The sequence below is a fragment of the Phytoactinopolyspora halophila genome (assembly GCF_003287285.1).
GTDB classification, from domain to species: Bacteria; Actinomycetota; Actinomycetes; order Jiangellales; family Jiangellaceae; genus Phytoactinopolyspora_A; species Phytoactinopolyspora_A halophila.
Genome location: NZ_QMIG01000022.1, coordinates 13001 through 26373, shown reverse-complemented (window position 1 = coordinate 26373; position 13373 = coordinate 13001). Strand labels below are relative to the sequence as shown.

Annotated in this window: 10 protein-coding genes; 7 read left to right on the top strand and 3 right to left on the bottom strand. The window is 68.4% G+C overall.

Annotated elements, in window-relative coordinates; all coding sequences use genetic code 11:
- Position 1 precedes the first annotated feature (1 nt).
- On the bottom strand, positions 2-3211 hold the full coding sequence (locus DPM12_RS17390; protein WP_112259621.1) for an ATP-binding protein: 3210 nt from the start codon (positions 3209-3211) through the stop codon (positions 2-4).
- 384 nt (positions 3212-3595) lie between these two features.
- Between DPM12_RS17390 and DPM12_RS17385 the strand changes: the two genes are divergently transcribed.
- Positions 3596-5179, top strand: coding sequence for an alkaline phosphatase D family protein (locus DPM12_RS17385; protein ID WP_112259620.1), 1584 nt, complete (start codon positions 3596-3598; stop codon positions 5177-5179).
- 114 nt (positions 5180-5293) lie between these two features.
- On the opposite strand, the gene DPM12_RS17380 is transcribed toward DPM12_RS17385, so the two are convergent.
- Both DPM12_RS17380 and DPM12_RS17375 read right to left on the bottom strand, forming a co-directional pair.
- Complete coding sequence (locus DPM12_RS17380) at positions 5294-6115, bottom strand: ABC transporter permease (protein WP_112259619.1); 822 nt, start codon at positions 6113-6115, stop codon at positions 5294-5296.
- Positions 6112-6942 carry an ABC transporter ATP-binding protein gene (locus DPM12_RS17375; RefSeq protein WP_112259618.1) on the bottom strand — a complete coding sequence of 277 codons (831 nt, stop codon included), beginning with the start codon at positions 6940-6942 and terminating at the stop codon, positions 6112-6114. Before DPM12_RS17375 ends, DPM12_RS17380 begins: the two co-directional genes overlap by 4 nt.
- A gap of 62 nt (positions 6943-7004) precedes the next feature.
- Between DPM12_RS17375 and DPM12_RS17370 the strand changes: the two genes are divergently transcribed.
- The 6 genes from DPM12_RS17370 to DPM12_RS17345 all read left to right on the top strand — a co-directional run bounded on the left by DPM12_RS17370 (position 7005) and on the right by DPM12_RS17345 (position 13356).
- Complete coding sequence (locus DPM12_RS17370) at positions 7005-7829, top strand: TetR/AcrR family transcriptional regulator (protein WP_112259617.1); 825 nt, start codon at positions 7005-7007, stop codon at positions 7827-7829.
- 58 nt (positions 7830-7887) lie between these two features.
- Positions 7888-8532 carry a GNAT family N-acetyltransferase gene (locus DPM12_RS17365; RefSeq protein WP_112259616.1) on the top strand — a complete coding sequence of 215 codons (645 nt, stop codon included), beginning with the start codon at positions 7888-7890 and terminating at the stop codon, positions 8530-8532.
- Between the two features lie 106 nt (positions 8533-8638).
- The gene (locus DPM12_RS17360) at positions 8639-9472 is read left to right on the top strand and encodes a TIGR03620 family F420-dependent LLM class oxidoreductase (RefSeq protein WP_112259686.1); all 834 of its coding nucleotides are present in this window, start codon (positions 8639-8641) and stop codon (positions 9470-9472) included.
- Positions 9473-9654: 182 nt separating this feature from the next.
- Entirely contained in the window at positions 9655-10467 is an 813-nt protein-coding gene (locus tag DPM12_RS17355; RefSeq protein ID WP_112259615.1) for a MerR family transcriptional regulator, read from the top strand.
- Between the two features lie 126 nt (positions 10468-10593).
- Positions 10594-10962, top strand: a complete 369-nt coding sequence (locus tag DPM12_RS17350) for a VOC family protein (protein WP_112259614.1) — start codon at positions 10594-10596, stop codon at positions 10960-10962.
- Positions 10963-11232: 270 nt separating this feature from the next.
- Positions 11233-13356: a PhoX family protein gene (locus DPM12_RS17345; protein WP_112259613.1), complete on the top strand. Its 2124-nt coding sequence runs from the start codon at positions 11233-11235 to the stop codon at positions 13354-13356.
- Positions 13357-13373: the final 17 nt, after the last annotated feature.

Below are 13373 nucleotides of genomic sequence, written 5' to 3'. Positions count from 1 at the left end.
GCTATTCGACGCCGCTCATCGGGCCTGCTCCCCCACCCACCAGAGACCGCGCCTCGTCGGGCGTTAGCTCGGCACCCCGGGCGAACAGGGTGTCGAAGTCCGGCTCGGCGGCGCGAATCGCATCCGTCACCCGGTCCAGCTCGTCGCGATCCGACGCGGACAGCGGCTGCCCGCTCTGCTGCCGGGCGGCATCGGCCGCACCTAGCAACTGCGCCGCCAGACCGGGCCTCCCGTCCCCGACGAGTGCGGCGGCGACCCCCGTCAGCGCCCACGCCATGCCGCTCACCGAACCCTGGTCCCGGAACACGTCGAGGCCCTCCCGGAGCGCGTCCAGCGCCCCCGCCGGATCACCCCGCTCCGCGACCAGAAGCCCCAGCTCGACCAGCACCATCGAGAGGTAGGGCGGATGGCCGTCACCCGCGTGTTGTCGCCGGGCCGCCGCGAGTAGCCAGCGCAGGTGCTCCTCGGCCAGATCGAGCTTGCCACTGCGGCGGGCGGCGAATGCCAGGCTGATGGTGGCGAACACCTCACCCGGTCGCTGCCCCTGCTCGGCAGCCAGCCGCCGCGCCTGTTCGGCACTTTCCAGGGCGTTGGCGTAATCGCCGGCCTGGACCGAGAGCCAGGCCAGCCAGCCGAGCCGGCCGGCCACATCGGCCCAGAGCCCCAGATCTTCGGCAATCTGCAGGCCTTCCCGGCTCAGCCGGAACGCCTCCGCGTGATCGCCGGTCAGGTCCGCCAGCCCGATCAGCCAGTCGGTGGCCTGCAGCACGCCCCAATCGTCGCCCAGCTCCCCGAACAGCTCGGCGCTGCGCCGGGCGTCGTCCTCCAGCGCGGCCAGATCACCGCGGATGTGCGCCAGCATGGCCCGCGTGCTCAAGGCGGCTGCCTCACCCCAGCGATCGCCGGCTGCCCGGAAGGCGTCGATCGCCCGCTCCAGCAGCTCTCCAGCGGCTTTCTGGTCCCCGACGTCGATGATCGCCGCGGCGAGGAACCACTCGACGCGAGCCCGATCGAGGGGTCCGCCCACGTGACCGTACTCGCGCAGCACGTCTGCCGCCTGCTCCGGCCCCGCCTCGCCCTGCCGGATCGCCAGACCCGCCTGCCATGCACGGGCACTGGCCCGGAGGTCGGGCGGCGCATCGCCCTCGACGTCCAATGCGCCGGTCAGAGCCCGACGCGCCTCGGTCAGCCGGCCGCGCAGGAACCAGTACCACGACAGGGCCTTGGCCAGGCGCAACGCCGACCCGGCTGCGCACTCGTGGCGGAACGCGTCCAGGGCTGTCCGCAGGTTCGCCGCCTCGGCATCCAGCTTGCTCAGCCATTCCCGCTGGCCGTGACCACGCAGCTGCGGCTCGGCCCGTTCGGCCAGGCTCAGGTAGTAGTCGGCGTGCCGCCGCCGCACCGCCGCCTCTTCCCCGGCTTCCCGCAACCGGTCCAGGCAGTAGGCGGAGACCGACTCCAGCAGCCGGAACCGGGGCCCGTCGTCACGCACCACCAGGGAGCGGTCAACCAGCCCGGACAACACGTCCAGCACGTCGCCGGCGGGGACGTCCTCCCCCGTGCACACGGACTCGGCCGCGTCCAGCGTGCACCCGCCCGAGTGGACAGCCAGGCGGCGCAGCACGGCCTGCTCGCGCCCGGTCAGCAGTTGCCAGCTCCAGTCGATCACCGCGGACAGGGTGCGCTGCCGGGCCGGCGCGTCGCGCGGGCCGGCGCCCAGCAGGCCGAACCGATCCTGCGGCACCTGCAGCCGGGACGCCAGCCCGCCTATGCCCAGCGTCGGGACCCTGGTGGCGGCCAGCTCCAACGCCAGCGGGATGCCGTCGAGCCGCCGGCACACCTCCGCCACCCCGACCACCGAATCCAGCTCCGGAACCAGCCCGGCTCGGGACAGGAACAGCCGGATGGCGGGAGATTGGACCAGCCGGGCCGGGTTGTCCGTATCGGGAATGTCCAACGGCGGCAGATCCCAGCGGGCCTCGCCACGCACGCGCAGGGGTTCCCGGCTGGTCGCCAGGATCCGCACGCCAGCGGCTTCCCCCAGCAACCAGGCGACCAGCGTGGCCACCGGTTCGATCACGTGCTCGCAGTTGTCGAGCACCAGCAGCATCTGCCGTTCCCGCAAGGCGGTTGCCAGCCGCTGATTCCCCGGTTCCGGATCCCCGGGCGCATCCGGGATGGACAGCGCGGACAGGATCGGCTCGGCCGGATCGCCCGAGCCGTCCCAGGCAGTCAGATCGATCAGCCATACACCGTCCGGGTACATCTCCACCAGGGATCGCGCCGCCGCGATGGCCACGCTGGTCTTGCCGACGCCACCCGGGCCGGTGAGCGTGACCAGGCGCCCCGTGGACAGCAGCTCTCGCACACGCTGCATCGTCTGGTCCCGTCCCACCAGCTCGGTCACCGGCGCTGGCAGGTTGGTGGTGGGCTTCACCGGCCGCGGGGCCGGCGCCGGCGCGTCCTCCGACGGGTCGCCGGCCAGGATGGCCTGGTGTAACGCGGTCAGTTCGGCGCTCGGGTCCAGGCCCAGCTCGTCAGCGAGCTGATGGCGCAGATCCTGAAAACTCTCCAGGGCTTCGCTCGCCCGGCCGGCCCGATACAGCGCCCGCATGTGGGCCGCCCGCAGCCGTTCCCGGTACGGCTGCCCGGCCACCTGCTCGCCGAGATCCCCGACCAGCTCGCGGTGCTCACCGAGCTCCAGCCGGGCTTCCGCGTGGGCTTCGACGGCGGCCAGCCGCTGCTCCTCCCACCGGGCCGCGGCCGAGCGGGCGAACTCCTCGTCGGCGAAGTCCGCCAGGAACGGTCCGCGCCACAGATCCAGCGCGTCGGCGAGCAGCTTGGCCCGAGTGCGCGGGTCGTCGACCGCCCATGCCTGCCCGAGGAGGGCGTCGAACCGCGCCGCATCCACCGCGTCCAGGCCGGCCAGCAGGGCGTAGCCCGGGGACTGGGACACCACCAGCTCCCGGCCGCCCGCCTCCGCGCCGGCCAGTACCCGGCGTAGCTGTGAGACGCGCACGTGCAGCGCGCTTGGCGGGTCGGCTGGCGCCGCATCCCCCCACAGATCGTCGACCAGGCGATCGATCGACACCGCACGCCCCTCGTGGATCAGCAGGTCGGCCAGCAGCGTGCGTACCAAGCGTCCGGGAACAGGAACCGGCTCGCCGTTGTCGGTCCACACGGCCAGTGGCCCCAGCACCCCGAATCGCATCGGTCCAGACTACGAAACCCAGGTGCCGCACACCGTATCGGGACCGACGATTCATCGGCTGGCTCGCGTCGCTGACGAGCTCCTCAACCTGCCCGCTGACTGGCGTGCAGGTGGGCGGTCCATGTGAGGTGCGTCACGTTCATTGCTTGCTCGAGCATGGACCGCCCTGTTAAGCATCCGGAACGGAAGCGGGCCGAAGCCACTGGAGCCGGCGCACCCGGGCGCCGAGCCGCGCCCTGCCGAACGTTACGCACGGCTGTAAGCGGCCGCCGCCGGAAGGCGCCCTTGACGTGCTCGAATGCCGGCTTGACCCCTTGTCAGGCGAGCTCGACCACACAATCATCGCAGCCAGTGTGATCAGCGCTGCCCGCCTCAGGAGGTCTCATGTCCAGTTACCGACGCAGGCCCATCGATCGTCGCAATTTCCTGGCTCTCGCCGGTGGCGGCACGTTGGCTGTCGCCTCGGCGGTAGCGGGCTTCTCGGCCGCGCCAGCTTGGGCGAACCCGCGGTTCGGGGAGAACCCGTTCTCGCTCGGCGTCGCCTCCGGTGATCCGCTTCCCGACGGCGTCGTCTTGTGGACCCGGCTCGCGCCGGACCCCCTGGCGCCCGATGGGCGTGGCGGCATGCCGGATCGGACCATATCCGTGCAGTGGCAGGTCGCGGAGGATCCCAAATTCCGTCACGTGGTGCGCTCGGGCGTGCACCGGGCGACACCCGAGCTCGGGCACTCCGTCCATGTCGAGGTGAGCGGGCTTCGGGCAGATCGCCAATACTGGTATCGCTTCCGGGCGGGCCCGGAGCTCAGCGAGGTGGGCCGCACCCGGACCGCTCCGGAACCTGGAGCGGCACTGTCCTCACTCGCCTTCGCGTTCGCGAGCTGCCAAAACTATCCCCAGGGCTACTACACCGCCCTTCGGCACATGTCCGAAGAAGATCTGGACCTGGTGATACATCTCGGAGACTACATCTACGAGGGGACCGCGCAGGGCAGCATCGGCCGTGGGCACCTGCCGGCCACGGAGTGTTTCTCCCTGGCCGACTACCGGGTCCGGTACGGCCAGTACAAGAGCGACGTCGATCTGCGTGCCTGCCACGCCGCATTCCCGTGGATGGTGATCATGGACGATCACGACGTCGACAACAACTGGGCCGCCGACCTCGACGGCCACGATAACGGTGGTGCAGAGTTCCTGGATCGCAGGGCCGCGGCGTTCCAGGCGTACTACGAGCACATGCCGCTACGGCAGGCAGCGCTGCCAGCGGGCCCGGACATGCAGTTGTATCGCCGGCTCGTGTTCGGCGACCTCGCCCAGTTCGACATGGTCGATACCCGGCAGTATCGCGACAATCAAGCGTGCGGTGACGGCCGGAAGTTCGACTGCGACGAGCGGCTCGACCCGTCGCGCACCATGCTCGGCGATGCTCAGGAAAGCTGGCTGCTGGACGGGCTCGGAAACGCGACCGCGACATGGAAGGTGCTGGCCAACCAGATCTTCATGATGCAGGGCGATTCGGCATACGGTCCGGAACAAGCGTTCGGCATGGACACCTGGGACGGTTACGCCGCGGCCCGCCAACGCCTGTTCGACGGGGTGCGCGACCGCGGGGTGGAGAACTTCGTCGTCGTGACCGGCGACGCCCATCGCAGCGTGGCTGCGAACCTCAAGGTCGATTTCGACGACCCGGATTCGGACATCGTCGGCACCGAGTTCCTCGGCACGTCCATCAGTTCTGGCGGGGACGGGCAGGACATGGACGCCTGGGGACGCCGGTGGCTGGACGAAAACCCGCACATGAAGTTCCACAACGTTCAGCGTGGCTATGCCCGCTGCGAGCTGACACCCAACGAGTGGCGTACGGACTACCGGGTGGTGCCCTACGTCAGCGAACCAGGGGCGCCGATCTCGACGCGGGCGAGCGTCTACGTCGAGGCCGGCCAGCCCGGCATTCAGCACGTCGAGGAGTAAACGGCGTCGTGCCGGGCCGTCGGCCGATCACCGACGGCCCGGCACGACGATCACACGTCCAGGCCATCCGGCGCAGGGGTCCTGGACGCGCTCCGGCCACCGATGTCCAGCCGTTCACCGGCCCAGGACCCGGTATTGCCGCGCGGCGAGCGGCAAGAAGATCACCGTGAGCACGGCGGGCCAGATTAGCGCGAGGGTGATCGAGTGCTCGGTGGCCCAGTTCTGCGCGTGCCAGTTGGGGTTACCGAACAGTTCCCGGATCGCGGTAGCGGTCGCCGACAGGGGGTTCCAGGTACTGGCGGCGCCAAGCCAGCCCGGCATCGTTTCGGGCGACACGAAGGCGCTGGAAAGGAATCCAACCGGCCAGACGAGGAGCTGCACGCCGGTCGCCGACTCCGGTGTTTTCAGCACGAGCCCGAGGTAGATGCCGACCCATGTGAACGCGAACCGCAGCCATATCAGGAGCCCGAAGCCGGCCAGGGTCAGCAGGAGATCGCGATGGCTGGTCCAGCCGACCAGCAGCCCCGCGAGAACCATGACGGCCAGGCCGACGGCGGCATTCAGCAGGTCGGCGATGCTGCGACCGGCGAGGATAGCGGGCGTCGTGACGGGCATGGCGCGGATGCGTTCGGTGACGCCCTTGGCGGTGTCGGCAGTGACGGCCAGGACCATGGACTCCAGCCCGAATAGCATCGTCATCGTCAGCATGCCGGGAACCAGGAAATCCATGTACTTCCCGTCCGGCACGGCCATGGCGCCGCCGAAGAGGTAACCGAACATCAGCACCATCAAGACGGGGAACAGGAGGCCGATCAGGATCGACCCGGGCCGGCGTTTCCAGTGCTGCAGGACCCGCCCCGTCAAGGTGATGGCATCTCGAAGGCTGCCCGCCGCCGACGTGCTCGGCCGGGTGGTAACTGTGGCGGTAGCGGTCATGACGCCGGCTCCGTGATCTGCTCGGTGGTGCTGGTGGGGTGTCCGGTGAGATGGAGGAAGACCTCGTCGAGGGTGGGTTTGCGGGTCACGGTCTCGACCCGATCGGGCCCCACCTTCGCCTTGAGCTCATCGGGTGTGCCCTCGGCGACGACCCTGCCGGCATCGATCACGGCGATCTGGTCGGCGAGTTGATCCGCCTCCTCCAGGTACTGGGTCGTCAACAGGACCGTTGTCCCGGACCCGACAAGTGATGTGATCGATCCCCAGACATCGATGCGGGCCCCCGGGTCCAGGCCGGTGGTCGGTTCGTCGAGAAACAGCACGGGCGGGGCCAAGATCAGGCTGGTCGCCAAGTCGAGCCTGCGGCGCATCCCGCCGGAGTATTGGGCGACCGATCGCTCCGCCACCTCCGTCAGGTTGAACTGGTCGAGGAGCTCGTCCGCCCGCTGACGAGCCGTGGAACCGGACAGGTGGTACAGCTTGCCGAACATGACGAGGTTCTGGCGGCCGCTCAGGGTCTCGTCCACCGACGCGTTCTGGCCGACGAGGCCGATCCGGTAGCGCACCGTCCGCGCGTCGGCGCGCACATCGCATCCGGCCACGTGGATTTGACCGGCGTCTGCACGCAGGAGAGTCGTCAGGATCCGCACGGCCGTGGTCTTCCCGGCCCCGTTCGGCCCCAGCAGGCCACACACCGTACCCGCCGCGACGGAGAGGGTGAATCCGTCCAGCGCCACCGTGTCCTTGTATCGCTTGTGCACGTCGATGGCCCGGATGCCCAGATCATCTGGGGAGTCCGGCCGCACACCCACTTCTTCGTATGCCATACGGAGAAGAATAGCAAAAACTACGTATGCCGTACCAAGTACGTCTTCTAAGATTGAGAGTCATGGCGACGGAAATCAGGGGCACCAGCGATCCAGCACGCACCATCGCGACCTTGTGGCGTACCCGGCAGTTACCGCAGCGCGGTCCCAAACACACCCTGACCATCGCGCAGCTAATCGGCGCCGCCATCGAGATCGCGGACGCCGACCAGGACCTGGCCACCCTGTCCATGCGACGCGTCGCCGAATCGCTGGGCGTCGGCACCATGTCGCTCTACACTTACGTCGCATCCCGCGACGAGCTGGTCGACGCCATGCTCGACACGGTCTACGGCGAGTCGATCCAGCAGTATGGTGAAGCGATACCGCAGTATGGTGAAGCGATCCACCGGTCCGGAACCCGTGAGGGCGCCGACTGGCGGGACGGGCTCCGCGAGGTCGCACACGTGAACTGGGACCTCTACATGCGCCACCCCTGGGTGCTGCAAGTGTTCACGGGCCGGCCACCGCTGGGGCCACACGAAATCGCCAAGTACGAGCGCGAGCTCAGCGTGATCGACGGCATCGGCCTCACCGACGTCGAGATGGACGCGGTCATCACACTCGTCCACACCCACGTCGAAGGGGTCGCCCGCCGGCGGCTCGAAGCCGACCTGGCCGTCCGCCGCACCGGCATCACCGATCAACAGTGGTGGGAGACCGTCCAGCCCGCCATCGCGGAGGTTTTCGATCCTTCCCAGTTCCCCCTCGCGGCACGCGTCGGCCAGGCCACCGGGCAGGCGCACCAGGCACCCCACAGCCCCGAACACGCCTACACGTTCGGCCTGGAGCGGCTCCTCCAAGGCGTCGAGGCACTCATCGACGAGAGAACCCGGACGTCCGCGTGACCGCGCCCGGTTCGGCCCCTGGGCGGTCAGTACATGCGGTGACGTCTATGATCGCCTCATGGCCGCGGGGCAGCACGAGAGCGGAATCACGATCGACCGGCTCGCCTCACGCCAGGCCCGCGCGGCCGGCGCCGTCATTGCAGCCAGCCATGCTGACTACCCGGCATTCCGGCAGATCTTTCCCGACCCCATCATGCGACGGCGTGCCCTGCTGCCGTTTATGACGGCCACGGCCCGCGATGCCGCTGCGCATGGTCACGGACTCGTCGCCCGCGACGGCGACGACGTGCTCGGGGTCGCGCTATGGATGCCGCCCGGGACCTTTCCGCCTTCCGGTCTCCGGAAGTTCCGGATGACACCCGCGTTGATCCGCGTGGCGGTGGTCACCCGGCGCGCAGTCGGCAGGCTGGCCAGCGTCGGCTCATCTCTCGAGAAAGCTCACCCGCCAGGACCGTCGTGGTATCTGCAGGCCATGAGCGTTCACCCACGTGCCCAACGCCGCGGCGTCGGCACCCGGCTGATCGAACCTGCGATTGCCCTGGCCGACGAGGCGGGCCACGCGTGCTACCTGCAAACCTCAGACCCGGCCAACGTCGACTACTACCAGCGTTTCGGATTCGAGCTCACTCAACCCGCCATCGCCACGTTCGACGGCGGACCCAGCTACATCGGCATGTCCCGGCCACCGTCACGGCCGAGCTAGGGAGCGGCTCCAGAGATGTCGCTTGACCTCAAGCTTAGTTGAGGTCCTAGCGTGCATTGGCACGTGCACAGCGCACCAATGACCAGCGATTGAAGTGGAGCGAGACATGACCCGGATCGAATTGGGACAGATCGGCGTGTCGTTGAACGTGTCGGCGGACGACACGTATCTGCACGACGCCGCCGAACTGGAGAAACTGGGGTACTCGACGATCTGGGTGCCGGGCGGGCAACTGACCACGCTCACGCCGCTCGCCGACATTCTCGACGCCACCTCGACCATCTCGGTGGCGCCGGCGATCATCCCACTCGATCTGTACGGCCCGGACACCGTACTTGCCACCTACGCCGACCTGGAGACCCGGCACCCGGGCCGATTCATCGTCGGGCTCGGCGGACCACAACGCGCAGCCAAACCGCTCGCCGCGCTCAGCCAGTTCCTCGACCAGCTGGACGCGGCCGAACGGCCCGTTCCCGTCGATCGCCGGATCGTCGCCGCTATCGGGCCCCGCAAGCTCGCCCTGGCCCGCGAGCAGTCCGCCGGCACCATTCCTCTCCTGGTGACCCCGGAGTACACAGCCGACGCACGCCGGATCCTCGGGCCGGACTCCACGCTGATCGTCGACGAACTCGTCGTCTTGGAGTCCGACTCGTCTCGCGCCCGCGACATCGCCAGACAGCCATTGAGTTTCCTGGCCAGCGTCAGCGGATACGCCGCAAATTTCAGGCGGATGGGCTTCAACGACACCGACGTGAGCGACCTGAGCGACCGGCTCGTCGACGCCGTCACCGCCTGGGGTGACGCCGACGCCATCGCCGCCAGAGTTCAGGCCCACCTGGACGCCGGCGCCGACCACGTCGTTCTCAGCGTCTTGAACGATCACGACGGGCCGGACCGCCTCGCCGTCGAGCGGGAACTCGCCCACAAACTGATCCACTGAATCGCGAGCCGTTCCCGGCCGGCGGAACGGAGAACTGAGCCGGCAGGCCGGCGTGCCGGCTCATCAGCTATGTTTACCACGGGCGTCGTCACCAGCGTGATCGCACTCTGGTGCACCAATGTTGACCGCCCACCTGGTCACTTGACCCTCACATCGTGTCAGGCCGTACGTCTGGAGTCGTCATGTTCACCATCGGAGACTTCGCCAGGCACGGCCGGGTATCGGTGCGGATGTTGCGGCACTACGACGCCGTGGGGCTGCTGCGCCCCGCCCGGGTCGACGAGTGCACCGGCTACCGGTACTACGAGGCGTCCCAGCTCGCCACGCTCAACCGCATCGTCGTGTTGAAAGATCTCGGTTTCACCCTGCAGCAGGTGGCCGACATCCTGCACGACAACGTCGACGTGACCGAGCTACGCGGGATGCTGCGGCTGCGCCAGGCCGAGCTGCGCGAACAGATCGCGGCCGACACGGCGCGGCTCGCGCAGGTCGAGGCGAGGCTCTCCGTGATCGACGCGGAGGGACACATGCCCACCACTGACATCCAGATCAAACGGATCCCGGCGGTCCGGGTGGCCGAGCTGACCGGCACCGCCGAGGACTTCGAGCCACAGGCGATCAGCCCGGTGATCGGGCCGCTGTATGCCGAGCTCGGGGAGCGCCTGGCCGCCGCCAACCTCTCCCCCGCCGGACCAGCCATCGCCTATTACGACGACGCCGACAACGGTTCGGTGCTCGTGCACGCCGCGATTCCGGTGAACGCGGAGCCGGGATCCGGGGACTTCGCCATCGTGGACCTGCCGGAGATCGAGCAGGCGGCCACCGTCGTGCATCACGGTTCCATGAACGACGTGATGCCCACCGTGCAAATGCTGGCCCGGTGGATCGACGCCAACGGTTACCGTTCCGCGGGATATCAGCGGGAGGTCACCCTCGAGGCCACCGACGATTGCCTGCCGGCGGTGACCGAACTGCAGGAACCCGTCACCCGCTGACCCGTCCACTCGCCCTCGGCCTCGTCCACTCATTCGTTCACCCGACCACAGATCCTGATCAACAGCTTCACCTCCTGCCCAGTGGTGCGCAGGAGGCATCCACGACACACCTCCAGGAGGACAATCATGTACTTCGAGATCCACGCCGACGACCCCGCTCGCGCCGCCGACTTCTACCGCCGGCTCTTCGGCTGGTCGGTCGAGAAGGCGGACGAGAACCTGCCGGTCGAGTACTGGCGCGTGCACGGCGACCAGCTGGCCGGCGGCCTGCTTCCCCGGCCCGAGCCAGCACCGGACTCGGAGCGCGGCTGCAACGCCTTCGTCGTCTCGTTCGAGGTAGCCGATTTCGATCGGACCCACGATCGGATCGCCGAGCTGGGCGGGCAGGTCGCGCTGCCGAAGTTTGCCGTGCCCGGCCGGTGCTGGCAGGGTTACTTCCTCGACACGGAGGGCAACACGTTCGGCATCTATCAACCCGACGACACCGCCGGCTGACCTCTACCCCACCTCCCCACCTCCCTCGCAAACTCCCATGATCATGAACGATTTGGGGGCCTCATGGCTCGCGAACTCTTCATGATCATGGGAGGTGGGCGGGGAGCGCGTGAAGGTCAGGGGCGCGGCGATCTTGGATCGTGCGTGAACACAGGCTTACCTAACTCATCAGCCCTTTACTCAGTGTTCGCCCCTCCGTGGTGGTTCTTGCATCGGCTGATTTCTATGTTTCGAAACACAGACGTGCTGGACTGTCACGAAGGGACCCCCATGCCCGACACCACGAACGGCACCGGCCGCCACCGCCTGCTGCCGCTGCTCAACAACGGTCACGGCGGACGCAGCGCCATGACCTGCATGTACCGGTGCGCCGACCAGTGCGCGCACCCGGCACCCAACACCAGCGACAACGAGTACTTCGGCGACATGGTCCAGAAGGCCATCTCGCGCCGGGGCCTGCTCGGCGGTGCAGCCGCCGCGCTCGTCGTCGGCACCGGCGCCGTGGCCGGTCCGGCGGCCGCCACCACCCGGACCACGGCGCCGGTGGCCACCGCCGGACGCCGCCCACCCGCCGGTGACGAGCTGCGGATCGACGCGCCAGAGTACGGTCGCCCGATCGGATTCCAGGCCGTCACCGGCAACACCGTCGACAGCGTGGTGGTGCCCAACGGCTACGACTGGTCGGTCACCATGTCCTGGGGCGATCCGGTGGAGCAGGGCGCACCCGACTTCGACTTCGACAACCAGAGCGTCGAGGCTCAGCAGGGCCAGTTCGGCTACAACTGCGACTTCGTCGCCGTCCTGCCGCTGGACCGCAACCTCAACCGGGCACTGTTGTGCGTCAACCACGAGTACACCAACGAGAACCTGATGTTCCACGGCTGGACCGATGCGGAGTCGGCCACCGAGGAGCAGCTGCGCATCGCCATGGCCGCGCACGGGTTCTCCGTCGTCGAGATCGAACGGGTCGGCGACACCGGCGAGTGGAGGCCCACCAAGCGTCGCCGGAACAACCGCCGCCTGCACACCTGGAGCGAGTTCAAGCTCGTCGGCCCCGCCGCCGGTAGCGACCTGCTGAAGACCAGCGACGATCCCAGCGGCACCACCGTGCTGGGCACGCTGAACAACTGCGCGGGCGGTGTCACCCCGTGGGGCACGATCCTGTCCGGTGAGGAGAACTTCCACCAGTATTTCGGCGCCACCGACGACATCACCGACGCCACCACCCGCGAACGTTTCGGCCGGTACGGCATCCGCACCAGCCCCGGCACCCGGCGTGGCTGGGAACGCGTCGAGGACCGCTTCGACGTCGCCAGCGAGCCGAACGAACCCAACCGATACGGCTGGGTCGTCGAGATCGACCCGTATGACCGGACGTCGACGCCACGCAAGCTCACCGCGCTGGGCCGATTCAAACACGAGGGCGCCACGGTCACCATCGCCCGCGACGGCCGGGTGGTCGCCTACATGGGCGACGACGAGCGCTTCGACTACATCTACAAGTTCGTCTCGAAGAAGAAGTACAAGCCGGGCAACAACAAGCGTCACCGCGATCACAACAAGACGCTGTTGGAGGACGGCGACCTCTACGTCGCCAGGTTCACCGGCAACAGTCCCGAGTTCCCGGACAGCCCGCCAGATGACGGCCTGTTCGACGGCACCGGCGAGTGGCTGCCGCTGATCGAGGACGGCGAGAGCAAGGTCGACGGCATGAGCGTCGAGGAGGTCCTCGTCTTCACCCGGTTGGCCGCAGACAAGGTCGGGCCGACCAAGATGGACCGGCCCGAAGACATCGAGCCGCACCCGATCACCGGAACCGTCTACGTCGCGTTGACCAACAACAACCGTCGCACGCCCGCCGAGGTGGACGAGGCCAACCCGCGTCCGGACAACCGGTTCGGCCATGTCATCAGCATCGACGAGGACAACGGCGATGCCGCTGCCACGTCCTTCACCTGGTCGATCGTGATCCTCTGTGGTGACCCGGAGGACCCGGAAACCTACTATGACGGGTTCGACAAGTCGCAGGTCAGCATGATCTCGTGCCCGGACAACGTCGCCTTCGACCCGGCCGGGCGGCTCTGGCTCGCCACCGACGGCATGCCGGGTTCCGCCGGCGTGCACGACGGCATGTTCGTCATGCCGATCGAGGGCGACGACAAGGGCCACCTGCGCCGGTTCTCGTCGGTCCCGGCCGGTGCCGAGTGCTGCGGGCCGACGATCACACCGGATGGCCGTACGGCTCTGATGGCCATCCAGCACCCCGGTGAATTGAGCGGCGCGACGACGGAGAACCGCATGTCGACGTTCCCCTACGGGAACCAGCCCCGGCCGTCGGTCGTGACGGTGTGGCGCAAGACCCCCGGCAACGACAGGCCCTTCATCGGCGACTGACCACTCGCCCTACATAC

What these genes read in the sequence shown, in the direction of transcription:
- DPM12_RS17385 (WP_112259620.1), top strand. Translation starts at nt 3,596, where the DNA reads ATGTCCAGTTACCGACGCAGGCCCATCGATCGTCGCAATTTCCTGGCT.
- DPM12_RS17350 (WP_112259614.1), top strand. Translation starts at nt 10,594, where the DNA reads ATGTACTTCGAGATCCACGCCGACGACCCCGCTCGCGCCGCCGACTTC.
- DPM12_RS17360 (WP_112259686.1), top strand. Translation starts at nt 8,639, where the DNA reads ATGACCCGGATCGAATTGGGACAGATCGGCGTGTCGTTGAACGTGTCG.
- DPM12_RS17355 (WP_112259615.1), top strand. Translation starts at nt 9,655, where the DNA reads ATGTTCACCATCGGAGACTTCGCCAGGCACGGCCGGGTATCGGTGCGG.
- DPM12_RS17375 (WP_112259618.1), bottom strand. Translation starts at nt 6,942, where the DNA reads ATGGCATACGAAGAAGTGGGTGTGCGGCCGGACTCCCCAGATGATCTG.
- DPM12_RS17365 (WP_112259616.1), top strand. Translation starts at nt 7,888, where the DNA reads ATGGCCGCGGGGCAGCACGAGAGCGGAATCACGATCGACCGGCTCGCC.
- DPM12_RS17390 (WP_112259621.1), bottom strand. Translation starts at nt 3,211, where the DNA reads ATGCGATTCGGGGTGCTGGGGCCACTGGCCGTGTGGACCGACAACGGC.
- DPM12_RS17345 (WP_112259613.1), top strand. Translation starts at nt 11,233, where the DNA reads ATGCCCGACACCACGAACGGCACCGGCCGCCACCGCCTGCTGCCGCTG.
- DPM12_RS17380 (WP_112259619.1), bottom strand. Translation starts at nt 6,115, where the DNA reads ATGACCGCTACCGCCACAGTTACCACCCGGCCGAGCACGTCGGCGGCG.
- DPM12_RS17370 (WP_112259617.1), top strand. Translation starts at nt 7,005, where the DNA reads ATGGCGACGGAAATCAGGGGCACCAGCGATCCAGCACGCACCATCGCG.